We start from the raw sequence: 23,801 nt of genomic DNA, 5'->3' as shown, positions 1-23,801 counted from the left end.
TGCGATGCGGATGGCAACTCCCTCCATCGCCGTTCTCGCGTCGCGAATGCGGTATGAGGAGAAGCAGATCTTTGCCGCGCTGGAAAGGCGCAACGTTGCTCATGTGCCGGTCGATCCGCGTGAGCTGTCCCTGCTCGGCGGCGCGCGCTGGGCCGGCCCCCGGCTGGTGATCAACCGTGAGATCGGTCATTTCCGTGCCCTGTACGCCGCGGGCGCGCTGGAGTCGGCCGGGGCGACGGTCGTCAACCGCGCCGACACGACGCGGATCAGCGGCGACAAGTGGCACACCACGGCGGCCCTGCTCAACAGCGGCCTGCCGACGCCCCGGACCGCCCTGGCCATGACGCCCGAGGCCGCCCTGCCCACCCTGGAGGAGCTCGGCTACCCGGCGGTGATCAAGCCGCTGGTCGGCTCGTGGGGGCGGCTGGTCGGCCGGCTGCCGGACGCCGGCGTGGCCACGACCGTGCTGGAGCACGTCGCGGCGCTGCCGTCGCCGCAGTCGCAGCTGATCTATCTGCAGGAGCTGGTCGCCAAGGCCGCCCGTGACCTGCGGGTGATCGTCGTGGGCGGCGAGGCGCTGGGCGCCACCTGGCGGCGCGCCGCCGACTGGCGGGCCAACGTGGCGCGCGGTGCCGTGAGCGAGCGCTGCCCGCTCGCGACCGAGCACGCCGAGCTCGCCGTCGCGGCCGCGGCCGCGGTCGGTGCCGACATCGCCGGCGTCGACCTCATCGAGGCCGCCGACGGGGAGCTCACCGTGCTCGAGGTCAACGACCGGGTGGAGTTCCGCGGCTTCCAGGAGGCGCACGGGCAGGAGGTCGGCGTGGCCGAGGCCATCGTCTCCCACGCGCTGAGCAAGGTGCCGTCATGATCAAGGTGGCGGTCATCGGCGGAGCCGGCTACATCGGCGGCGAGCTGCTGCGCATCCTGCTCTCCCATCCCCAGGCCGAGGTGGTCGCCGCGACCTCCCGTTCGCTGCGGGGCCGCCGGATCGACGGCGTCCACCCCAACCTGCGGAGCCGCACCGGGCTGGCCTTCACCACCGAGGAGGAGCTCGGCCACTGCGACGTGGTGTTCCTGGCCACGCCGCACCGCGAGACCATGAGGACGATGCCGCGGTACCTGGGCGTCGCCGGGACGGTCATCGACCTGTCCGGCGACTTCCGGCTCCGCGATCCCGGGGCCTACAGCGAGTACTACGGCCTCCCGCACGAGTGCCCGGAGCTCATCGAGAGCTTCGTGCCCGGGCTGCCCGAGCACCACCGGGACCGGCTGCGCACCGCCGACCGCATCAGCGTGCCGGGCTGCATGGCGACCGCCGGGATCCTGGCGCTGGTGCCGCTGGCCGAGTCGGGGCAGCTCACCGGCGAGCTCATCGTCGACGCCCGGACCGGCTCCAGCGGCGCCGGCGCCCGGGCGGGCGCGGAGAACCTGCACGCCGAACGCAGCGGCGCGATGCGCGTGTTCGCTCCCACCCGGCACCGGCACGAGGCCGAGATCGCCCAGGTGACCGGGCTCCCGGTCCGCATGACGGCCACCGGAGTGGAGGCCGTGCGGGGCGTCCAGCTCATCTGCAAGGCCGAGCTGGCCGGGGGCGCCGACGAGCGGAGCATTCGCGCCGCGTACCGGGCCCGGTACGGCGACGAGCCGTTCGTCCGGGTCGTGGCGCACCGGCGCGGCCTGCACCGGTTCCCCGACGCCAAGATCCTCTCCGGTTCCAATTTCTGCGATGTCGGGTTCGCGCTGGAGACCGGCGCCCGCCAGGTCACGGTGATCGCCGCCCTGGACAACCTCGTCAAGGGAGGTGCGGGCAACGCGGTGCAGTGCATGAACGTCCGCTACGGCCTGGACGAGGCGAGCGGGCTGGAATTCACCGGTCTGCACCCGAACTAAGGAGTTCCTATGAGCACCCCCACCCTGCGTGGCGCGACCACGCCGACGTCGCCGGACGAGCTGGTCGACCATGCCGCGGTCACCGCCCGGATCAGGGAGTACGTCGTCGACATGTGCGCCGGTCCCGAGGGCGGGCACCTGGGCGGAGCGATGTCCCTCGTGGAGATCCTCACCGCCCTCTACTTCAACGTGATGCGCGTCGATCCCGGCCTTCCGGCCTCGCCCAGGCGCGACCTGCTGGTGCTGAGCAAGGGCCACGGCGGCATCGCCCTCTACGCCACGCTCTGCGCGGTCGGATTCTTCCCACGTGAATGCCTGGCCGGCTACGGGCGTCCGGGGAGCCCGTTCATGGCCCATCCGCACCCGGAGATCCCCGGCGTGGAGATGCCGTCCGGCTCGCTCGGGCACGGCCTGGCGCTGGGCGTCGGCCTCGCGCTGGCGACCCGGCTGGACGGGACCGACCGCCGCTGCTTCGTCGTCATGGGCGACGGCGAGCTGCAGGAGGGATCGGTCTGGGAGGCCGCCGCCGTGGCGGCGCACCAGCGGCTGGACAACCTGGTCGCGGTCATCGACCGCAACAAACTGCAGATCACGGGCGAGACCGAGAGCGTCGCCTCCCTCGAACCGCTGGCCGACCGGTGGCGCGCCTTCGGCTGGCGCGTGCAGGAGGTCGACGGGCACGACATCGAGGCGCTGACGCGCGCGCTCGGCGGGCCGGCGGAGCCGGACCGGCCGACCGTCGTCATCGCGCACACCGTCAAGGGGAAGGGCCTCCCCTTCGTCGAGGGCCGGACGCACAGCCACTACGCGCGGCTCGGTGAGCGGCAGCACCGGCGCGCCCTCAACGCCCTGCGCCGGGAGGAGCAACGATGAACGCGACGACGACCCGCTCGTCCCGCGAGGCGTACCGGGACGCGGTCGTGGACCTGATGCGCACGGACGAGCGCCTGGTCTGCCTCGACAGCGACACCGGCCTGTTCGGCTCCGTGGACTTCGGACCCGGCGCGTCCCGCTACATCAACATAGGCATCGCCGAGCACACCCTCATGGGCGCGGCCGCGGGCCTGGCGAAGGAGGGCCGCATCCCGCTGGTCAACACCTTCGCCACGTTCGCCGCGTCCCGCGCCGTCGAGGCCGTCAAGATCGACATCGCGCTGAACGAGCTGCCCGTCCGCATCGTCGGCACCCACAGCGGCGTCTCGGCCGGGCATCTCGGCCCGACCCACCACTCGCTGGAGGACCTGGCCGCGATGCGCGCGCTGCCGGGCATGACCGTGGTCGCCCCGGGCGACGCGGCCTCGACCGAGACGCTGTTCCGCCAGGCCGTCGGGCTTCCCGGGCCGGTGTACCTGCGGCTCGGCCGCAACGCCACGCCCGACCTCCCCAGCGGCGCCGACGTGCGGGTGGGGGAGGCGCAGGTCCTGCGGGACGGCGGGGACGTCACGCTCGCGGCCTGCGGGCCGTACCCGGTGCTGGCCGCGCTGACGGCCGCCGACCGGCTGGCGGCCGACGGCGTCGAGGCGACGGTCATGCACGTGCACACCGTCAAGCCGCTGGACGTCGACGCGCTGGCCGAGTCGGCGGGCCGGACCGGCGTCGTGGTCACCGTCGAGGAGCACTGGCGGGCCGCGGGCTTCGGCTCCGCCGTCGCCGAGGCGCTCACCGAGCGGCTGCCCGTCGTGGTGCGCCGCGCCGGGATGCCCGACTCGTTCGTCGGGGTCTCGGGCGGCCAGAAATACCTGTTCGAGCGGGGCGGCGTCACGCCCTCGGCGATCGCCGCACTGGCGCGGTCCGCCCTCGGCTCGGTGCGAAGGAGCCCCCTGTGAAGAAATCCGCTGTGAAGGAACCCGCTATACCGGAGCCCGGCCCGCAGGAGCGCGCCGGCGACGAGTTCAGGGCCGCCGGAAGCTGGCGCGACGAAACGCTCCTCGACGACCTGCGCCGCTGGGCGCGTCTCCAGCCGGGCAAGCCGGCGTTCATCTGCCACCAGGACGGGACGACGGTCACCGTCACCTACGCGGAACTGGCCGACCTGGTCGACCGGATCGCCCGCAACCTCGTCCGGCTGGGCGCGCGGCCCGGCGACGTCGTCACCCTCCAGCTGCCCAACTGCTGGCAGCTGGTCGCGCTGTGCCTGGCCTGCGCCCGGATGGGCGCGGTGCCCGGCCCGGTGCTGCCGATCATGCGCAGCCGCGAGCTGGGCCACATGCTGCGGCTCACCGAGAGCCCGCTCTATATCGCCCCCGCGCGGGTGCGGAACTTCTCCTACGCCGAGATGAGCGAGCGGCTCGCCGGGGACGTCCCGTCGTTGCGCCATCGCGTGCTGATCGGCGGCGGCCCCGGGGCGCTCGACTTCGGCGAGCTCCTCCAGGACGCGCCTCCGGTGGACCTGGACGAGCTGGAGGCCGGACCCGACGGCATCGGCCAGATCATGTTCACCTCGGGGACGACCGGCGAGCCCAAGGGCGTGGTCCACAGCCACAACACGCTCTACGCCATGAACCGGGCGCAGGCCGACGTCCTGCACCTGACGCGCGACGAGGTCACCGCGATGGGCTCGCCCACGACCCACCAGGCCGGGTACACCTGGAACTTCGTCATGCCGCTCCTGCTCGGCGCGACCGCCGTGATGGTGGACGCGTGGGAGCCCGCCGCGATGCTGCGGTTCCTGGAGGAGCACCGGGTGACCTTCTTCATGGGCGCCCCGACCTTCCTGTCCGACCTCATCGCCGCCCAGCGCGCGGAGCCGCGCGACCTGACCGCCCTGCGCGCCTTCGCGACGGGCAGCGCCCCGATCGCGCCGGTGCTGGTCGAGGACGCCGGCGAGGTGCTCGGCTGCCGCGTGTACGCGCTGTGGGGAATGACCGAGAACGGCTGCGTGACGATCACGCGCCCGGAGGATCCGCCGCTGCGCGCCGCGGAGAGCGACGGCACCGTCGTGCCGGGCATGCGGACGCGCATCGTCGATCGCGACACCGGCGAGCCGGTGGGGCCGGGCGAATCCGGGCTGCTGCAGGTACGCGGCGCGAGCCAGTGCCTGGGATACTTCCGCCGGCCCGAGATCTACGCCGCGGCGACGACGCCGGACGGCTGGTTCGACACCGGCGACCTGGCCCGGCACGACGGCCACGGCGGCATCCGGATCAGCGGGCGGCTCAAGGACGTCATCGTGCGCGGCGCGGAGAACATCCCCGTCGTGGAGGTCGAGGCCGCCCTGCTCCGCCACCCGGCCGTCACCGACGTCGCGGTCGTCGCCTATCCGGACGATCGTCTCGGCGAACGGGCCTGCTCGGTGCTGGTGACCGAGGACGGCGATCCGTTCACCCTGGCCGACCTGCGCGCCCACCTCGACGGGCTCGGCATGGCCAAGCAGTACTGGCCCGAACGGGTGGAGATCGTTCCGGCGCTGCCGCGCACGCCCTCGGGCAAGATCCAGAAGTTCGCGCTCCGCGAGCGCCTGCGCCTGTCCCTCGCACTGGGGAGAGAAGGCTGATCATGGAATTCGAGTTCACTCCCGACCAGCGGGCGCTCGCCAAGCGGGTCCGCGAGTTCGCGGCGGAGGCGGTCGCCCCGTACCGCGAGCAGAACGACGCCGACGGCGCCTACCGGCCCGGTCTCCTCGCGGAGCTGGCCGCCGAAGGACTGTTCGCGCTGATGATCCCGCCGGAGCACGGCGGCGCGGGGCTCGACGCGGTGAGCGCGGGAGTCGCGCTGGAAGAGCTGGCCGCGGCCGATCTCTCGGTCTGCTATCCGGTTCTCAACGCGGCGCTCGTCGGAAGGGTGCTGGCCGCCAACGGCACGCCCGGGCAGCTCGCCCGCTGGCTGCCGCCGATCGCCAAGGGCGAGGCGATCGTGTCGCTGTGCCTCACCGAACCAGGGCACGGCATGGACGCCGCGGCCATCGAGACCAGGGCGGAGCAGGACGGCGACGGGTGGCGGGTGACCGGCGCCAAGACGTCGATCATGCTGGCCGCCTACGCGACCCACGGCCTGGTGTTCGCGCGGACCGGCGAACCCGGAGCGCACGGCATCTCGGCCTTCTACACCGCTCTCGACGACGCCGCGGTCAGCCGGGAGCGCCATGCCGATCTCGGCTGCCGGTCCGGCGGCCGGGGCGGCCTGGTCTTCGACGGGCTCCCGGCCGGTGCCGACGACGTGGTCGGCGCACCCGGCCGGGGGTTCGTCGAGGTCATGCGCGGATTCGACGTCTCCCGGGCGCTGATCGCGCTGATGGCGATCGCCGTCGGCCAGGCGGCCGTGGACGAGGCCATGGCGCACGCCCGGACGCGCGAGGCGTTCGGCAAGCCCATCGGGCGGTTCCAGTCCGTGTCGTTCCCGCTGGTCGAGTGCGCCACCCTGCTCCACGCGGCCCGCCTGGTCGCCTACGAAGCGCTGTGGCGCGCGGACAACGGCCTCGATCCGCGGGTGCCGGCCAACATGACCAAGTGGTGGGCGCCGAAGGTGGCGATGGAGGCCGTCCACCAGGCACTGCTGACGTTCGGCCAGCTCGGCTACTCCGAGGACGGCCCCGTCGCGCAGCGGCTGCGCGACGTCATCGGCCTGCAACTGGCGGACGGCACCGCGGCGGCCACCAAGCTCGTCGTGGCGCGGCAGCTGCTCGGCCGGGAGTCGGCGCCATGACCTCGGCCGCGACCTCAGCCGTGCTGCCGCTTGCCCTGCCGGTAGGTGGTCATCTTCGAGCGGGTGCCGCAGACCGCCATCGAGCACCAGCGGCTCGACCGGTTCCGCGAGCGGTCATAGAAGATCCACTCGCATCGGTGGTCGCTGCAGGCCTTGAGCCGCTGCCAGGAACCGTCCGAGACCGCGGTGGCCGCCGTCTCGAGCACGGTGGCGAGCACCCCCCGCATGTCGGACAGGACGGGCCGGAGCGCCAGCCGCCCGTCCGGCGCGTCGAAGCCGACGACGAGCGGGCAGTCGCGAGCGATGTGCTCGACCGTGCGGCGGGCGTCCTCGTCGATGGGGCCGCCGTTGTTCTCGCGCAGGATGGCGCGGAAGGCCTCCCGCAGGGTGACCGCTTCGCGCCTGTCGAGCTCGTCGGGCACCAGCCCGGGGGCGGCGAACCCGTGCCGCTCCAGCCAGGCCTCCAGACCCCGCGTCGTGGCGAACTCGTCGCGGCCGAACTCCACGTTCGCGCTGTTCGTGAACGCCTGGACCAGGGCAAGGGGGCCCGGCGCCACCTGTCTGTCTCCTGGTTGTCGAGGCACGTCACCAATCATACCGGCTATCGGCTTTTGCCGGTAGCCCTGAGCCGAAGGGGCCGTCATGTCCGGTAAGGGGCTGAGCGATCGGGCGAAGGTCGCTGTGCTGCTGTGCTGTGCGCAGTTCATGCTCACGCTCGATTTCGCGATCGTGAATGTGGCGTTGCCGTCGATGCAGCGGGGTCTGGGGTTCTCCGGGTCCTCGTTGCAGTGGGTGGTGGGCGCGTACGGGCTGCTGTTCGGTGGCTTCCTGCTGCTGGGCGGACGGGCCGGGGACGTGCTGGGCCGCAAGCGCCTGTTCGTGTGGGGGCTGGCGGTGTTCACCGCCGCGTCGCTGGCGGGGGGCCTGGCCACCGACCCGATCGTGCTGATCCTGGCGCGGGGTCTGCAGGGACTGTCGGCGGCCGCGGTCTCACCGGCGGTGCTGGCGCTGATGTCCAGCCTGTTCACCTCGCCGCCCGATCGGGCCAAGGCGATGGGCGCGGTCGGCGCGGTGTCCTCGGCCGGGTTCGCCGGCGGTGTCCTGGCCGGCGGTGTGCTGACCGAGTGGCTGGGCTGGCGCTGGGTCATGTTCGTCAACATCCCCGCCGGAATCATCCTCATCGCGCTGGCGGCCAGGATGCTCACCGCCGACCACCGCGCCGCCCGCGCCACCCACCAGGACACCGACGGTGGTGGTGAGCGTCAGCGGATCGATCTGCCCAGCGCGCTGCTGGTGACCTCGGGTACGTGCTCGGTCATCTACGCGCTGACCGCTTCCACCGACCACGGCTGGACCTCGGCCATCGTTCTGTCGACCCTGACCGCGGGCATCGCGCTGATCATCGCGTTCCTGGCCCTGCAGACCCGCCTGAGCAACCCCCTGGTCCCTCTCGGCATCTTCACCAACCGCAACGTCTCGGCAGGCAACGCCATCGCGTTCGCCGCGGGCGGGGTGATGTCGGTGTCGACCTACTTCCTGACCCTGTACCTGCAGCACACCCTGCACTACTCGGCTCTGCGGGCCGGTCTGGCGTTCTTCCCCCAGGCCCTGGCGATCCTGCTGACCAGCAAGTTCATCGCCCAGTCCACCGGACGGTCGGGACCGCGCCCGGTGCTGCTGACGGGCGTGGTCTTCCTGGCCGCCGGGTCACTGATCCTCACCACCGTCCCCCATCACCCCACCGACACCACCACCGCCTACCTCCTGCACGTCCTGCCCGGCAGCGTCCTGCTCGGCCTGGGCCTGAGCACCATGATGATCTCCACCGCGTTCGCCGCCATGGCCGGCGTCGCCCCTCCCCAACTCGGCCTGGCCTCCGGCCTGGTCAACTCCAACCGCCAGCTCGGCGTCGCAGTGCTCCTGGCCATCGCCGTATCCCTCACCAACCCCCAGAACCCCGACTACCAGGTCGCTTTCGGCTTCACCACCACACTCGCCATCCTCATCGCCGCACTCACCCTCACCCTCGCCCCACGCACTTCCGCAAAAACCCCCACAAGCCCCGCACAGCCCGAACGAACCCCCGCCCCCGCCAGATAACCCGCCGTCAAGTCAATGCCCATCGCCTTGGGAAAGGCCCGACCACCATGGCCAACATCACCATCGCCGGAGGCGGAATCGGTGGCCTCGCGACAGCACTCAGCCTCTCCGGCCAAGGCCACCACATCACCGTCCTGGAACGTCAAGAAGAATTCAGCGAACTCGGCGCGGGCATCCAGCTCGCCCCCAACGCCTTCCACACACTCGACCAGCTGGGCATCGGCGCTCAACTACGCGCCCAGGCCGTCCTCATCGACGAACTACGTTTCATGGACGGCCTGACCGGCGAACACGTCGCGAGCATGCCGCTGACCGGCAGCTACCGCTCCCGATTCGGCAACCCCTACGCCGTCGTGCACCGCGGAGACCTCTACCAGGCACTGCTCGACGCCTGCACCGCCGCCGAACCGATCGAACTGCTGGCCGGCCAAGCCGTCACGGGCTACGAGCAGCAGGACGACACCGTCACCGCGATCACGGGTTCGGGCGGGCGCTTCACCGGGGAGGCGCTCATCGGCGCCGACGGCATCCGGTCGGCGGTGCGCGGTCAGCTGGTGGGAGACGGCCGGCCACGCATATGCGGCCACACCATCTACCGTTCCGTCATTCCGATGGAGGAGGTCCCGGAAGATCTGCGCTGGAACTGCGTGACTCTCTGGGCCGGCCCGAAATGGCACTTCGTCCACTATCCGATCGGCGGGGGGCGCTATCTCAATCTCGCCGCCACCCGGGACGACAACGCCGGCGAGGAGGTGACCGGCGTCCCGGTGGCGAGCTTCCACGTGCTCGCCCAGTTCCCCGGGCTCAGCGCCACGGCCAAGCGGCTGCTGGATCTCGGCACGGACTGGCGTACCTGGGTCCTGTGCGACCGGGACCCGGTGCCGGTCTGGACGGACGGCCGGGTCGCCCTGCTGGGCGACGCCGCCCACCCCATGCTGCAGTACGCGGCCCAGGGCGCGTGCCAGGCCCTGGAGGACGCGGTGGTGCTCGGACGGATGCTCGGCTGCGAGCCGGACGTCATTCCGCGGCGACTGGAGAAATATAACGCCGAACGGCGTGACCGCACCGCCAAGGCGCAGCTGGTGTCCCGGGAAATGGGCACCCGGCTCTATCATCCAGCCGGTCCGCACGCCGAGGCGCGCAACGAGATGCTGGCATCGCTCACCGCCGGCGACCTGCACGACAAGGTCGCCTGGCTGCACGGCGCGCGCGTCGCCTGAGCCCGCCGAGTTCGACGGTCAAAGCCCGGCCACTCGATCGAGTGGCCGGGCTTTGTGCCGTCCACCTGTTTGGAAGGCGAGAAGCAGGGGTTATCGGGGACGCCTTGTCCGCATTCACGCTACCTCCATAACGTAATAGGTGGTAACACCTCCACGGGAAGGACACCGGGAATGCGGTTCAAGGACGTCTGGATAGCCGGGACAGGCGGGGCACTGGGTGAGCTGGTGCCGATCGGCGACGCGATTCGCGACGGCTCGTATTCGCCCGAGGAGGCGGAGAGCACGGGGACGGTCTCCGTCTCGCAGGCCGACCAGGCGCCGCCCGAACTCGCGGTGACGGCGGGACGGCAGGCGATCAAGCAGGCGGCCGAGCTCGGGACGGACGTGGGCCCGGGCAGCCAGCACCTGCACAGCCACGGGCACTTCCAGGGCCTGGAGATGTGGCCGGCCGACTGCTGGATCGCGCGGGAGCTGATCGGCGAGACGCCCACCCGCATGCCGCTGACCGTGTCGGCGGCGTCCAACGGGTCGACGGCCTGCCTGGAGGTCGCCGCGAGCATGCTGGACGCCCAGCCCGCCCTGCCCAGCGCGCTGATCACGATCGGCGACCGGTTCGCGCCGCCCGTGGACCGCTGGCACCTCTCGCCCGGCATGGTGTTCGGCGACGGCGCGGCCGCCGCCGTGGTCACCCGCGGAACGGGCCGGCTGCGGCTCGTCTCCCTGGTCTCCGAGGCCGACACGGTGCTGGAGGGACTGTCCCGGGGCGACGAACCCTTCCACACCACGCCGCACCTCGAACCGGACACGCGCCGCCGGACCCGTGAGTTCCTCGCGCACGGCGGCCTGTCACTGCGCGACGTCCGCCGCCGCTCCGCCGCACGGACCGTGAGCGTCGCCGAGCGGGCCCTGGCCGAAGCCGGGACGTCCCTGGACCGGATCGACTGGTTCGTCGCCCCGTTCGTCGGCCGGGCCCTCTACCGCGACAGCTTCGTCCGTCCCTTCGGGAGCGTCCCCGAGCAGACCCTGCTCGAACTGGGCCTGACCATCGGCCACCTCGGCCCGGCCGACCAGATCTACGCCCTCCACCACCTGGTCAAGGAGAACCTCCTTCAGCCGGGTGACCGCGTGCTGACCATCGGAACCGGAATGGGCTTCACGTTCTCAGCGGCCGTTTTCCAAGCGAAGTGAAGGAGGCCTCCCGATGCGTAAGGCCCGGAACGCCAAGTCCCGTTTCATCGCGAGCCGATGGCTCCTGCCCCCGAAGACCCTCAGATCCGAAATCCCGCTGGACGACGCCGCCCGGCGGACCGTCGAGCGCGCCCGTGCCGAGACCGCCGCCATCCTGGCGGGGGAGGACGACCGGGCGGTGCTGGTCGTCGGCCCGTGTTCCGTCCACGACCCCGCGGCGGCTCTGGCCTACGCCGAGAAGCTGGCCGAACTGGCCCGCGAGGTCGCCGACTCCCTCGTGGTGGTCATGCGGGTCTACGTGGAGAAGCCGCGTACCCGCCTGGGATGGAAAGGACTCATCAGCGACCCCGGGCTGGACGGCTCGAACGACCTCAACAGCGGTCTGCGCCTGTCCCGCGGCCTGATGGTCCAGATCCTCCAGACCGGTCTGCCGATCGGCTGCGAGTTCCTCGATCCGGTGATCCCGGCCTATATCGCCGACACCGTCAGCTGGGGCGCGATCGGCGCCCGGACCGTCCAGAGCCAGATCCACCGGCAGCTGACCAGCGGCCTGGACATGCCCGTCGGGATCAAGAACGCCACCACCGGCCGGGTCGAGGACGCGATCGACGCGATCTTCGCCAGCAGGCACGGTCACGTGTTCCCCGGCTTCGACGAGAACGGGCGCGCGGCCGTCGTCACCACGGTCGGCAATCCCGACTGCCACGTCGTGCTGCGCGGCGGCAACTCGGCGCCGAACTACGGCCCGCACGAGGTCGCCCGGACGCTGGAGCTGCTCCAGACGGTCGGCCTGCCGCCCCGGCTCGTCATCGACGCCAGCCACGGCAACAGCGGCAAGGACCACGAGCGGCAGGCCGAGGTGGTCGCCGAGGTCGCCGACCGGATCGCCGCGGGCGAACCGGGCATCGCCGGGATGATGATCGAGAGTTTCCTCGCCCCCGGCCGCCAGGACCTGGTCCCCGGCTGCACCGACCAGCTCACCTTCGGCAAGAGCATCACCGACGCCTGCGTGGGCTGGGACCAGACCGTACGGATGGTGCGGCGCCTCGCCGAAGCCATCGCCACCCGCCGCCGCACCCCTCCCCAGCCGGTCGGCGCCAAAGCCCTCGCCCTCGGACAGGAGTGAACGTCATGGAGAAGACCCTCATGCCGCTGGCCCGGCCGCTGGAAGGCGACCGGAGCGGCACCCGGCATCACGCCATCCTCGCCGCGTCCGCCGACCAGCGGACCGTGGCGGCCGCGATCGCCGCCCTGCTGCACCGCTACACCGGCGAGACCGATGTGCTCATCGGCCTCGCCACCGGGACGGCCGGGCTCACGGTCACGGACCGGACGACCATGGCCGACCTGGTGGCCGCCGCCGCCGACGCGCCGATCCTGCCGGCCGAGGACCGGCCGTACCACGCCGCCGTCGGCGCCGCTCCCGACGAGCGCGCCGCGTTCACCGTCGTGATCGGTGACGGCACGCTCGACCTGGTGATGTCCGTCGCGGAGTTCGACGCCGACGCCGCCGATCAGTACGCCCGGCATCTCGACCGGATCTTCGCCGCGGCCGCCGCCGACCCGTCGATCAGGGTCCGCGACATCGAGCTCGTGACCGGGTACGAGGCCCACCGGACGCTCGTGGACTGGAACCAGACCGAGCGGGAGATCCCGCGGGAGTTCTTCCACGAGATCGTCGCCGAGGTGGCCCGGCGGACCCCGGACGCGACCGCGATCGTCTGGCCGGACGGCCGGCTGACGTACCGCGAACTGGACGACGCCGCCAACCGGCTGGCCAACCACCTCGACGCCCGCGGCGTCGGCCGGCACGACCGGGTCGGCACCTGCTTCAAGCGCGGCCCGGAGAGCCTGATCGCCCAGCTGGCGTGCTTCAAGCTGGGCGCCGCCGCGATCCTGCTGGACCCCGACTTCCCGGCCGAGCGCATCCGCTTCATGGTGGAGGACGCGTCGGCGGTGACCGTGCTGACCATGAAGGAGCACGCGCCGGCGGTCGCCGGCCCCTGCCCGGTGATCACCCTGGACGGTTCCGGCTGGGCGGACGCGCCCGCCACCCTGGTCAGCGTGAAGGTCGACGCCGACGACCTCATCCACATCTGCTACACGTCCGGATCGACGGGCCTGCCGAAGGCCGTCATGGTGCGGCACGGCGCCGCCCGCAACCTCATCTACAGCATGCGCGTGCTGTCCGGCATGACGGACCGGTCGCGCGGGACCTGGCTGGCCGCCCCGGGCTACGGGATGGTCGAGGTCGAGTGCTTCCCGCTGCTGGCCGCCGGCGCCGAGGTGCACATCCCCGAACCGTCGGTGGTCACGTCGCCGGAATGGCTGCGCGACTGGCTGGTGGCCGAGGAGATCACCCACACGCTGCTGATGAAGGCCATGTGCGAGCGGTTGTGGGTGCTCGACTGGCCCGCCGGCACCGCGCTGCGGAACGTGCGGATCGCCGGAGAGCGCGTGCAGGCGTGGCCGTCGGCCGACCTGCCCTTCCATGTCTTCAACCTGTACGGCTCGGCGGAGGCGACGGTGGTGGCCACCTGCGACATCACCGAGCTCGGGCAGCGGCTCGGGGAGGCGGGGCGCACCCGGCTCCAGCCGCCGATCGGTCGCCCGACGCCGAACGTCAAGGCCTACGTGCTGGACGACGAGCTGCGGCCCGTGCCACCCGGCGTGGTCGGCGAGATCCACGTGGCCGGGCACAGCCTCTCGGCCGGCTACCTGGGCCGGCCGGACGCGACCGCCGAGAAGTGGATCGCCGACCCGTACGGGGACGGTGACCTCTACAAGACCGGTGATCTCGCCCGGTACTGGACGGACGGCTCCATCGAGATCGTCGGCCGGACCGACAACCAGGTCAAGGTGCGCGGGAACCGCGTGCATCTGGGCGAGATCGAGGCCGTGCTGGCCGGGTTGCCCGGCGTCGGCCAGGGGGTCGTGGCGGCGCGCCGGGACGAGGAGGGGGACGTCAAGCTCGTGGCCTACGTCGAGCCCGCGGCCGGGCCCGCTCCCGAGGGGCGCGAGCTGCGCGGGGCGCTGCAACAGCGGCTGCCGTCCTTCATGGTGCCGTCCGCCTTCGTCGTGGGCGACCTGCCCAGGACGACCAACGGCAAGATCGACCGGAAGAACCTCCCCGAGCCGCCGCGGTCCCGGCCGGACATCGACAGCCCCTACCAGGAGCCGCGCAACGACATCGAGCGGTCCCTGCAGCGGATCTGGTCCGAGCTTCTGGACCTCGACGACATCGGCGTGCTGGACAACTTCTTCGAGCTGGGCGGCGACTCGCTGGGTGCGGCGCGCCTCACCGAGAAGGTCAGTGAGCTCTACACCATCGAGCTCGACCTGGACGAGCTCCTGGACGCACCCAGCATCGAGGGGCAGGCGGCTCTGGTCGCCCAGGCGCGGCAGGCGGAGCTGACCGGCTCCCGCGCAGCCTCGTAGCCCATGACCGCGACGTGGAAAGAGAGTGCCCCGATGCACTATTTCGAGACCCGGATCCCGCTCACCGAGGATCCGCTGCGGGTCGCCTCCCGGCTCGCCGGGATGGGCCTGCACGACTCGTACGTCGTGTACGAGAGCGGCGGCCACTGGTCGTACGCCGGCGGAGCCTTGGCCGAACTGACCCTGGACCGGACCGGCGCGCGGCTGGTCCAGCAGGATGCTCCCGAAGCCGTCCGGCCCTGGGACGGCCGGCCCCTGGACGCGGTGGCCGAGCTGCTCGACCAGGTGACGATCCCCGAATGGCGCGCGTACGGCTGGGCGGCCTTCGAGCTGTCCTACGCCACTGACGGTGCCGTCACTGACGGTGCCGTCGCCGACGGTGCCGTCGCCGACGGCGCGCTCGACCATGTCGGCGACGGCCGCCTGCTGCATCTGGTCATCCCGCGGGCGGAGGTGCGGCTCGCCGACGGTCACGCCCACCTGCGCGCCGCCGACACCGGAACGCTCACCGCCCTCATGACCGCCGTCACCGAGCCGACTCCGATCCCGCGCGGCGCGCCCGCTCCGCTGGACGTGCGCGGGCTGGGCGCGGAGGCCTACCAGCTGACGGTCAAGCGGGCGATCGAGGAGATCAAGCGGGGAGAGCTGCACAAGGTGATCCTCTCCCGCGTCGTGGACGTGGAGCAGGAGATCGATCTGGTCGCCACCTACCTGGCCGGCCGCGAGGGCAACAACCCCGCCCGGTCGTTCGTGCTCGACCTCGGCGGCGTCGAGGCGCTCGGCTTCAGCCCGGAGATCGTCTGCCGGGTGACGGCCGACGGCCGGGTGGCCAGCCAGCCGCTGGCCGGCACCCGCGCGCTCACCCCGGACCTGCTGGAGAACGAGGTCCTGCGGGCCGATCTGCTCGGCTCGGCCAAGGAGGTCTACGAGCACGCGATCTCGGTGAAGGTCGGGGCGGACGAGCTGGTCGACGTCTGCGAGCCCGGGTCCATCGAGGTGCCGGAGTTCATGGCGATCCGGGAGCGCGGCAGCGTCCAGCACCTGGCGTCCCGCGTCGCCGGCCGCCTCGCCGCGGGCCGCCGCGCCTGGGACGCCTTCGGGGCGGTCTTCCCCGCCGTGACCGCCTCCGGCGTGCCGAAGGAGGCCGCCTATCGCAACATCCGGCGGCACGAGAGCGAGGCGCGCGGCCTCTACAGCGGCGCGGTCATGACCGTCGACCACACCGGCGAGCTGGACGCCGCACTCGTGCTGCGCAGCGCGTACCGCGTGAACGGCCGCACGTGGCTGCGGGCCGGCGCCGGCATCGTCGGGCAGTCCACGCCCGAGCGGGAGTACGAGGAGACCTGCGAGAAGCTCGACAGCGTCGCCCGGTTCCTCGTCCCGGCGGACGGGGGTGACCGGCGATGAGGATCGACGACGTCTTCCTGTCGGGCCTCGGCGCCTGGCTGCCCGAGACCGTCACGACCGAGCGGGCCGTCCGCGAGTCCTGGTACGACGCGGCCGACCGCGAGGCGTCCGGGATGGAGTCGGTCGCGGTGGCCGGCGACCTGCCGGCGCCCGAGATGGCCGTGCGCGCCGCTCACATCGCGTTGCAGCGCTCGGGGCACGCGGCCGACGACTTCGGCGCCCTGATGCACAGCTCCAGCTTCCATCAGGGCCCGGACGGCTGGTCCGCCCCGCACTACGTGCTCCGGCACACGCTGGACCGCCCGATCAGCGCGGTCGAGGTGCGACTGGGATGCCTCGGGCTGCTGGCCGGCCTCGAACTGGCCACCTTCCGCCTGGCGGCCGACCCGGCGCACGACGCCGTGCTGCTCACGGCCGCCGACAACTACTCGACGCCGCTGGTCGACCGCTGGCGCGCGTCCAAGATGTTCCTGCTCGCCGACGGCGGCGCGGCCGCGGTCGTCTCCCGCCGCGGCGGCTTCGCCCGGGTCGCCGCCATCGGCTCGCTCTCCAACCCCGGGATGGAGGAGCTCCATCGCGGTGGCGAAGAGCTGTTCCCGCCCGGCGTCACCGTGGGCCGCGGGCTGAACTTCGAGGAGCGCAGCGAGTACTGGCGGAAGCAGTGGGCGCTCGGCGTCGCGCCGCCGATGGGCCACTTCGGCGAGTGCGTCTCCGAGCTGGCCGAGCGGACCATGGACGAGGCGGGGATCTCGATCGACAAGGTGGCCCGGGTCTGCCACACCGGATTCGCCCAGGGCTCGCTCCAGGCCATGTTCCTCGACCCGCTCGGCGTCAGTCTCGACCGCGGCATCTGGGAGTTCACCCGCCGGATCGGGCACGCCGGCGCCGGCGACCTGTTCATCGGCCTCGAACGGCTGTGGACGGAGGGCGCCGTGGCTCCCGGCGAGTACGTCCTGCTCATCGGCAGCGCGCCCGGCATGGAGGCCGGCTGCGCGGTGCTGGAGATCCTCAACCCTTACGGAGACCACTGATGTTGGAAGGATGCACCTCCTGGCCGGCGGCGCTGGCCGAACGCTACCGGCGTGACGGCTTGTGGACCGGCGAGAGTCTCAGCGAACTGCCGGCGGCCTGGGCGCGGGCCTTCGGCGACAAGACGGCCATGGTGAGCGGGTCCAGGCGGCTGAGCTTCACGGAACTGGCCGAGCGGATCGACCGGACCGCGGCCGGCTTCCAGCGCCAGGGGATCCGGCCGGACGACCGCGTCGTGCTGCAACTGCCGAATGTCCCAGAGTTCATCATCGTCGCGTTCGCCCTCTTCCGGATGGGCGCGAAGCCGGTCTTCTCGCTGGCCTCGCACCGGGCCAACGAGATCGGGCACCTGTGCTCGCTGTCCGAGGCCACCGGCTATGTGATCCCCGCCGAACACCGCGGCTTCGACCACACCGCGCTCGGCGCCCAGATGCTCGACGAGGTGCCCACGCTGCGGCACGTCTTCGTCCAGGGACCGGACTCGGATTCGGATTCGGGGGAGCTGCCCGACCCGCGGATGCTCCCGCTGGCCGAGGTGGACGCCGACCCGGGCGGCTTCCCGCCCTGCGACCCCTCGGACGTGGCGTTCTTCCTGCTGTCGGGCGGCACGACGGCGCTGCCGAAGCTGATCCCGCGGACCCACGACGACTACTCCTACCAGACCCGGGTGGTCGCCGAGCTGTGCGAGGTCTCGGGCGACGACGTCTACCTGGCCGCGCTGCCGGTGGAGTTCAACTTCACCTGGGGCTGCCCGGGAGTGATCGGAACGCTGCGCTCGGGCGGAACCGTCGTCCTGGCCGAGAGCCCGGACCCCGAGACGTGCTTCGGCCTCATCGAGCGGGAGCGCGCCACCGTCACCTCGGCGGTGCCGACGGTCGCGCAGCTCTGGCTGGAGGCTGCCGAATGGGTCGAGGCCGACCTGTCCAGCCTGCGCCTCCTGCAGATCGGCGGCGCCCGGCTGCAGCCCGAGGTCGCCGCGCGCATCGAACCCGAGCTGGGCTGCCGGCTCCAGCAGGTGTTCGGCATGGCGGAAGGCCTGCTGTCGATGTCGCGCCCGGACGACGCGCCGGAGTCCGTCCTGCGGACCCAGGGCCGCCCGGTGTCGCCCGCCGACGAGGTGCGCATCGTCGACGAACACGGCCGCGACGTGCCGTCCGGCACGGCCGGTGAGCTGTACGCCCGCGGCCCGTACACCCTGCAGGGCTACTACAAGGCGGAGGTCCACAACCGGCGGGCGTTCACCGCCGACGGCTTCTACCGGACCGGTGACGTGGCCAGCGTCACGCCCGAGGGCGACCTGGTGATCGAGGGCCGGCTGAAGGACGTCGTGATCCGCGGCGGCGACAAGATCTCCGCGGGCGAGGTGGAGGGCCATCTGCTCGCCCACCCGAGCGTGACCAGGGCCGCCGTGGTGCCCGTCCCCGACGAGATGCTCGGTGAGCGGATCTACGCCTTCCTGGTCTGCCCGCTGAGCACGCCGGCGCTGCCCGAGCTGAGGCAGGCGCTGCACGAGCGCGGCCTCGCCGAATACAAGCTGCCCGACCGGGTCGAGATCGTCGCGGATTTCCCGCTCACCCCGCTCGGCAAGATCGACAAGAAGGTCCTGGCCGCGGCGGCCGCGGACCGAGACCATCCCCGGATCTGGACGTCCGGCGGCACGGAAGGGAACGCGGCATGACCATCTCGACGGACGGTCTCCGGGAGACCGTCGCACAGATCATCGGAACGGATCCCGGCGCGATCGCCGACGACGCCAACCTGATCGTCCTGGGGCTCGGCTCGCTGGAGATGATGCGCCTGGTCACCCGCTGGCGGCGGCAGGGCATCGACGCCGACTTCACCGAGCTGGCGGCCGAGCCGACCGTGGCGGCGTGGACGGCGCACCTGAAGGCGGTGGCCGGGGCATGACCGCGACGCTGATCACGGGCGGCTTCCTCTACCCGGCGGACGCCGAAGGACAGGTCGTGCCGGCCGGGGCGGTCCTGGTGGACGGCGACCGGATCACGGCCGCCGGGCCGGCCGCCGACGTGGAACGGCTGGCACCGCGAGACGGCCTCCGCGTCGTCGACGCGCGCGGCAAGATGATCCTCCCCGGATTCGTCAACCCGCACTGGCACGAGCTGTTCGCCCTGCGGCTTCCGTTCAAGGGAGCGCTGCGCCCCTCGCACGACCGGGAGGACGAACCGGCGTTCATGGCGCTCGGCGGCGACCTCTCGCGGATCTCGCTGGCCTTCGACGCGTTCACCGGCCGGATCGACCAGCTCACCCCCGATGAGGCGGTCGCCATCGCCCGCTATTCCATGTGGACCCAGCTGCGCTCCGGGGTGACCACGCTCGGCGACGTCGGCTCGGTCAACCGGCCCGAAGCCCTCGTCCAGGCGGCCCGCGACCTCGGGATGCGGTGCGTGGTCAGCACCTGGGCGAGCGACGCGGTCTGCCCGCCGGGAGAGTCGCGCTTCCGCCGCACGCGTGACGCCGACGTCGTCCTGCGCCGTATCGAGGCGCTGCTGGACGCGTGCGCCGCCGACCGGAGCGGCCTGATCCGGGCCCGGCCGACCGCCGTGTACGGCACCAACATGACCGACGAACTCGGGGGCGGGCTCGCCGAGCTGGTGTCCCGCTTCGACGTTCCGTTCGCGACCCATGTCGGTGCGCTGCGGAACGAGTCCGAGGCCATGCAGGCCTACTTCGGGGCCACCCCGGTCCAGCGGTTCGCCGATCTCGGGCTGCTGTCCCCCCGGTTCATGGCGGTGCACTGCGCGTTCGCCGACGACCGGGAGCGCAAGCTGCTCGTCGACGCGGACGTCCATGTCAGCACGTCACCGGCCAAGTACGGGCCGGCGGGGGAGTCGACGCTCACCGAGACCCGGATGATCCCCGAGCTCCGGCGGGCCGGTCTCGACGTCTCGCTGTCCACCGACGGCGCGGCCCTTCCCGTCGGAGGCATGGCCGAGGCCATGCGGACCACCTGGCAGCTGTTCACCGAGATGTACGCCGACCCCACCGAGGTGCTGCCGACCGACGCGCTGGCGATGGCCACCCGGATCGCCGCGCGCGGTCTGGACTGGGACCGGGAGATCGGCAGCCTGGAGCCGGGCAAGCAGGCCGACCTGGTGCTGATCCCGGCCGACGACTGGCGGTATCTGCTCAACCCGCGCCCGCTGGAGGGGTTCCTGGCCCTCGGCGGCTCCAACGACATCGACACCGTGATGGTCGGCGGCGAGATCGTGGTCGAGGCCGGCCGGGCCACCGCCCACGACGAGGCGGAGCTCGAAGCGCACTACCTCGAGGCCCTCGAGAGCTTCTCGGTGCGCTGCCTCGGCATCGCCCCCGACGTGGTCGCCGCCGTGACCCGGCGTCCGCCCGGACGATCCGGACGACCCGGCGGACGCGCGGACGATCCGGCTGAGAGGTGAATCATGCGGAACAAGACAGCCCTGGTCACCGGGGCGGCAGGCGGTATCGGCGAGGCCGTGGTGCGCGCGCTGGCGGGTGCCGGCGCCCGGGTCGCGGCGATCGACCGGAACACCGAGACGCTGAACCAGCTCGTCAAGACCCTGAGCGAGGCCGGTGACGAGGTCCGCGGGTACAGCGCGGACGTCGCCTCCAGTTCCGAGACGGAGGCGGTGGTGGACCGGGCCGAGCGGGATCTCGGGCCCATCGAATATCTCGTCAACGCGGCGGGCGTGCTCCGCACCGGCGCGGCGACCTCGCTCGCCGACGCCGACTGGGAGACGACCTTCGCGGTCAACACGACCGGCGTGTTCAACGTCAGCCGGGCCGTGGCCAACCGGATGATCCCGCGCGGTTCGGGCGCGATCGTCACGGTGGCGTCGAACTCCGCCCGGACCCCGCGATGGGACATGGCCGCCTACGCGGCGTCCAAAGCGGCCGCCACCAGCTTCACCAAGAGCCTGGGACTGGAGCTGGCCGGCCATGGGATCCGCTGCAACGTGGTCGCGCCGGGATCGACCGAGACCCCGATGCTGACGTCGCTGTGGAACGGCGCCGACGCCGGGCGTGTCTCGATCGCGGGCTCCCCGGAACGATTCCGCGTCGGCATCCCGCTCGGCCGGCTGGCCCAGCCCGAAGACGTCGCCGACGCGGTGCTCTTCCTGCTGTCCGACCGGGCCTCGCACGTCACCTTGCACGAGCTGACCGTCGACGGGGGCGCAGCCCTAGGCGTCTGAAGTTTGGAGAGATGAGATGGCCATTCAAGCGATCGCACCGTACCCCATGCCCGCCGAGCAGGACCTGCCGCAGAACATCGCGGAGTGGACGATCGATCCGGCACGCGCGGTCTTGCTGATCCACGATATGCAGAACTATTTCCTGTCCCCGTTCGAAGCCGATCAGTCACCGGCGCAGGAGTTGGTCGAGAACGTCTCGGCGCTGCGGTCGGCTTGCGCGTCGGCGGGCGTTCCGGTGGCCTACACGGCCCAGCCCGGCGGCATGTCGGAGGCGGACCGCGGCCTGCTCAAGGACTTCTGGGGGCCGGGGATGAGCAGGGATCCGGCCCACCGGCTGATCCTGGATCGGCTGGCCCCCGCGCCCGGGGACATCGTGCTGACCAAATGGCGGCCGAGCGCGTTCTGCCGCACCGACCTGCTCGCGCTCATGCGCGAGCAGGGCCGCGACCAGCTGGTGATCTGCGGGGTGTACGCGCACGTGGGGATCCTCATGACCGCCCACGAGGGGTTCTCCCACGACATCCAGACGTTCCTCGTCGGTGACGCGGTCGCCGACTTCTCGCTCGAGTACCACCGGCTCGCGCTGGACTACGCGGCGTCGCGCTGCTCGGTCACCGTGTCGACGCGGACCGCGCTGGCGGCACTGCGCGAGAAGGCGCCGGTGGCGCTGCGCGGGAAGGCGTCATGAACGCGCTGCTGGACGCCGTCCTGAGCGACGACCCGCCGCCGTACGCGTTGCTGCACCGGCCGGGCACGGCGGCGGACTCGATCGACGTGCTCGTCGGGGAGACCGCGGCCGTGCCGGGGACCGCCGACATTCCGCTGCCGCCCGCGGGCGGACGTGGACGCCACGAGGTCCTCGCCGTCCTGCCGTACCGGCAGATCGGTGAGCGCGGCTTCGCCTTCCCCGACGACGGCGCGCCGCTGCTGGCGATGACCGTCACCGACCAGGCGGTGCTGGACCTGCCCGAGGTGCTGGAACGGCTGCCGGACGGGCCGATCGAGCTGGGGGAGGGGGACTTCGACTCCTCCGACGCGGAGTACGCCGACACGGTGCGGCGCGTGCTCGCCTCGGAGATCGGCTCGGGCACCGGAGCCAACTTCGTGATCAAGCGGTCGTTCGTCTCGTCCATCGAGAACTGGTCGCAGCGGACGGCGCTGGCCTTCTTCCGGCGGCTGGTCGGCAAGGACATCGGCAGCCACTGGACCTTCATCATCCACACCGGCGAGCGGACCTTCGTCGGCGCGTCGCCCGAGCGGCACGTCAGTCTCGACGCCGGCACGGTCGTGATGAACCCGATCAGCGGGACCTACCGCTATCCGCCGGACGGGCCGGAACTCGACGGTGTCCTGCGGTTCCTGTCCGACCCCAAGGAGGCCAACGAGCTCTACATGGTCCTCGACGAGGAACTGAAGATGATGGGCCGGGTCTGCGACGAGGGCGGCCGGGCCGACGGCCCCTACCTCAAGCCGCTGGGACGCATCGCGCACACCGAGTACCTGATCAGCGGCCGCAGCTCGCTGGACGCCAGGGAGATCCTGCGCGAGACGATGTTCGCGCCGACCGTCACGGGCGGGCCGCTGGAGAGCGCCTGCCGCACGATCAGCCGGTTCGAGCCCGAGGGGCGCGGCTACTACGCCGGGGTCGTGGCACTGATCGGCCGGGATGACGCCGGTGCGCCGGCCATGGACTCCGCGATCCTCATCCGCACCGCCGACATCGACGCCTCGGGGCGGATGCGGATCTCGGTCGGCGCCACGCTGGTGCGCGACTCCGACCCCGACTCCGAGGCGGCGGAGACCCGGGCCAAGGCGGCCGGCCTCCTCGGAGCACTGCGCGGCGAGTGCACGCGCGCGGGCGACGCCTCGGTGCGGATCGCCGATCATCCGGAGGTGCGGCGGGCGCTGGACGAACGGAACGTGCCGCTGTCGCCGTTCTGGCTCGCGGGCTCCGAAGGCCGGGTCCGGCTGGACTCCGGCCCGGCCCGGCCCGACGTCCTGATCATCGACGCCGAGGACACCTTCACGGCGATGGCCCGGCATCTGCTGGGCGAGCTGGGTCTGAACGTGACCATCCGGCGATTCGACGAGGAATTCCGATTGGACGAGCACGATCTCGTCATCGTCGGCCCGGGTCCCGGCGATCCGCGGGATCACGACGATCCGAAGATCGCGAAAATGCGCGCCGTGGTGAGCCGGCTGCTCGCCCGGGGCAAGCCTTTCTTCGCGGTCTGCCTGGGCCATCAGGTGCTCAGTACCCTGCTCGGCCTGGAGCTCGTTCCCATCCGGTTCCCGAATCAGGGCATGCAGCGCAAGATCGAAATCTTCGGCCGGACCGAATTGGTGGGCTTCTACAACACGTTCGCGGCGCACAGCCAGTCCGACCGCATCGCGTACGGGGCCTGGAAGGACGGCATCGTGGCGGCCCGCGACGAGGTGACCGGCGAGGTCCACGCCCTCCGCGGACCGGGGTTCACCTCGGTGCAGTTCCATCCGGCCTCGGTGCTGACGCGCAACGGCGCGGAGCTCCTCGCCGAGTTCCTCGGCGACCTCCTCGCCGAGAAGAAGACCGGCCAGGCCGAGAAGAAGAACTGATCAGACGGTTATTGCGGCGCCGGTCGAGGTGTGGCAATAACCCGGGCTGCCCTACCGATAAACAGCCCTGATATCCCGGCCGTTGTCCGGTGCTCAGGGCGCG

Annotated in this window: 20 protein-coding genes; 19 read left to right on the top strand and 1 reads right to left on the bottom strand. The window is 71.9% G+C overall.

Annotated features, from left to right (window positions below):
* The first annotated feature begins 4 nt into the window (after window positions 1-4).
* Genes ACGFNU_RS47840 through ACGFNU_RS47815 form a run of 6 tightly spaced genes read left to right on the top strand, consistent with a single transcriptional unit; the run spans window position 5 to window position 6,531 of the window.
* The gene (locus ACGFNU_RS47840) at window positions 5-868 is read left to right on the top strand and encodes a RimK family alpha-L-glutamate ligase (protein ID WP_392603418.1); all 864 of its coding nucleotides are present in this window, start codon (window positions 5-7) and stop codon (window positions 866-868) included.
* Entirely contained in the window at window positions 865-1,890 is a 1,026-nt protein-coding gene (argC, locus tag ACGFNU_RS47835) for an N-acetyl-gamma-glutamyl-phosphate reductase (RefSeq protein ID WP_392603417.1), read from the top strand. The genes ACGFNU_RS47840 and argC overlap by 4 nt, the downstream gene beginning before the upstream one ends.
* 9 nt (window positions 1,891-1,899) lie before the next feature.
* A complete protein-coding gene (locus ACGFNU_RS47830) occupies window positions 1,900-2,763 on the top strand; it encodes a transketolase (RefSeq protein ID WP_392603416.1) in 864 nt (287 codons plus the stop codon).
* Window positions 2,760-3,716 carry a transketolase family protein gene (locus ACGFNU_RS47825; protein ID WP_392603415.1) on the top strand — a complete coding sequence of 319 codons (957 nt, stop codon included), beginning with the start codon at window positions 2,760-2,762 and terminating at the stop codon, window positions 3,714-3,716. The genes ACGFNU_RS47830 and ACGFNU_RS47825 overlap by 4 nt, the downstream gene beginning before the upstream one ends.
* Window positions 3,713-5,383 carry an AMP-binding protein gene (locus ACGFNU_RS47820; protein WP_392603414.1) on the top strand — a complete coding sequence of 557 codons (1,671 nt, stop codon included), beginning with the start codon at window positions 3,713-3,715 and terminating at the stop codon, window positions 5,381-5,383. The genes ACGFNU_RS47825 and ACGFNU_RS47820 overlap by 4 nt, the downstream gene beginning before the upstream one ends.
* Window positions 5,384-5,385: 2 nt before the next feature.
* Entirely contained in the window at window positions 5,386-6,531 is a 1,146-nt protein-coding gene (locus ACGFNU_RS47815) for an acyl-CoA dehydrogenase family protein (protein WP_392603413.1), read from the top strand.
* A 14-nt stretch (window positions 6,532-6,545) separates the two neighbouring features.
* Here ACGFNU_RS47815 and ACGFNU_RS47810 read toward each other — a convergent pair whose 3' ends face one another.
* A complete protein-coding gene (locus ACGFNU_RS47810; RefSeq protein WP_392603412.1) occupies window positions 6,546-7,088 on the bottom strand; it encodes a CGNR zinc finger domain-containing protein in 543 nt (180 codons plus the stop codon).
* 85 nt (window positions 7,089-7,173) lie between these two features.
* Between ACGFNU_RS47810 and ACGFNU_RS47805 the strand changes: the two genes are divergently transcribed.
* From ACGFNU_RS47805 to ACGFNU_RS47745, 13 genes are all read left to right on the top strand, one after another.
* On the top strand, window positions 7,174-8,631 hold the full coding sequence (locus ACGFNU_RS47805; RefSeq protein ID WP_392603411.1) for an MFS transporter: 1,458 nt from the start codon (window positions 7,174-7,176) through the stop codon (window positions 8,629-8,631).
* Between the two features lie 47 nt (window positions 8,632-8,678).
* Window positions 8,679-9,851 carry a 3-hydroxybenzoate 6-monooxygenase gene (locus ACGFNU_RS47800; protein WP_392603410.1) on the top strand — a complete coding sequence of 391 codons (1,173 nt, stop codon included), beginning with the start codon at window positions 8,679-8,681 and terminating at the stop codon, window positions 9,849-9,851.
* Between the two features lie 171 nt (window positions 9,852-10,022).
* Window positions 10,023-11,039 (top strand): ketoacyl-ACP synthase III family protein, encoded by a 1,017-nt coding sequence (locus ACGFNU_RS47795; protein WP_392603409.1) that lies wholly within the window; start codon window positions 10,023-10,025, stop codon window positions 11,037-11,039.
* A gap of 13 nt (window positions 11,040-11,052) precedes the next feature.
* Window positions 11,053-12,165 carry a 3-deoxy-7-phosphoheptulonate synthase gene (locus ACGFNU_RS47790; RefSeq protein ID WP_392603408.1) on the top strand — a complete coding sequence of 371 codons (1,113 nt, stop codon included), beginning with the start codon at window positions 11,053-11,055 and terminating at the stop codon, window positions 12,163-12,165.
* A 5-nt stretch (window positions 12,166-12,170) separates the two neighbouring features.
* On the top strand, window positions 12,171-14,477 hold the full coding sequence (locus ACGFNU_RS47785; RefSeq protein WP_392603407.1) for an amino acid adenylation domain-containing protein: 2,307 nt from the start codon (window positions 12,171-12,173) through the stop codon (window positions 14,475-14,477).
* Window positions 14,478-14,510: 33 nt separating this feature from the next.
* On the top strand, window positions 14,511-15,884 hold the full coding sequence (locus ACGFNU_RS47780) for a salicylate synthase (RefSeq protein ID WP_392603406.1): 1,374 nt from the start codon (window positions 14,511-14,513) through the stop codon (window positions 15,882-15,884).
* Window positions 15,881-16,915, top strand: coding sequence for a ketoacyl-ACP synthase III family protein (locus tag ACGFNU_RS47775; RefSeq protein ID WP_392603405.1), 1,035 nt, complete (start codon window positions 15,881-15,883; stop codon window positions 16,913-16,915). Before ACGFNU_RS47780 ends, ACGFNU_RS47775 begins: the two co-directional genes overlap by 4 nt.
* Window positions 16,915-18,591: a (2,3-dihydroxybenzoyl)adenylate synthase gene (locus ACGFNU_RS47770; RefSeq protein ID WP_392603404.1), complete on the top strand. Its 1,677-nt coding sequence runs from the start codon at window positions 16,915-16,917 to the stop codon at window positions 18,589-18,591. The genes ACGFNU_RS47775 and ACGFNU_RS47770 overlap by 1 nt, the downstream gene beginning before the upstream one ends.
* Window positions 18,588-18,821 carry a phosphopantetheine-binding protein gene (locus tag ACGFNU_RS47765; RefSeq protein WP_392603403.1) on the top strand — a complete coding sequence of 78 codons (234 nt, stop codon included), beginning with the start codon at window positions 18,588-18,590 and terminating at the stop codon, window positions 18,819-18,821. The genes ACGFNU_RS47770 and ACGFNU_RS47765 overlap by 4 nt, the downstream gene beginning before the upstream one ends.
* Window positions 18,818-20,329 carry an amidohydrolase family protein gene (locus ACGFNU_RS47760; protein WP_392603402.1) on the top strand — a complete coding sequence of 504 codons (1,512 nt, stop codon included), beginning with the start codon at window positions 18,818-18,820 and terminating at the stop codon, window positions 20,327-20,329. Before ACGFNU_RS47765 ends, ACGFNU_RS47760 begins: the two co-directional genes overlap by 4 nt.
* Window positions 20,330-20,332: 3 nt before the next feature.
* Window positions 20,333-21,103: a 2,3-dihydro-2,3-dihydroxybenzoate dehydrogenase gene (locus ACGFNU_RS47755; protein WP_392603401.1), complete on the top strand. Its 771-nt coding sequence runs from the start codon at window positions 20,333-20,335 to the stop codon at window positions 21,101-21,103.
* Between the two features lie 16 nt (window positions 21,104-21,119).
* Complete coding sequence (locus tag ACGFNU_RS47750; RefSeq protein WP_392603400.1) at window positions 21,120-21,791, top strand: isochorismatase family protein; 672 nt, start codon at window positions 21,120-21,122, stop codon at window positions 21,789-21,791.
* Complete coding sequence (locus ACGFNU_RS47745; RefSeq protein WP_392603399.1) at window positions 21,788-23,698, top strand: anthranilate synthase family protein; 1,911 nt, start codon at window positions 21,788-21,790, stop codon at window positions 23,696-23,698. Before ACGFNU_RS47750 ends, ACGFNU_RS47745 begins: the two co-directional genes overlap by 4 nt.
* The last annotated feature ends 103 nt before the right edge of the window (window positions 23,699-23,801 follow it).

Origin of the sequence: Spirillospora sp. NPDC048911 (assembly GCF_043198015.1) — a bacterium.
Lineage (GTDB): Bacteria > Actinomycetota > Actinomycetes > Streptosporangiales > Streptosporangiaceae > Spirillospora.
The sequence above is the reverse complement of the archived record's forward strand: the minus strand, read 5'-3'. Positions and strand labels throughout refer to the sequence as shown.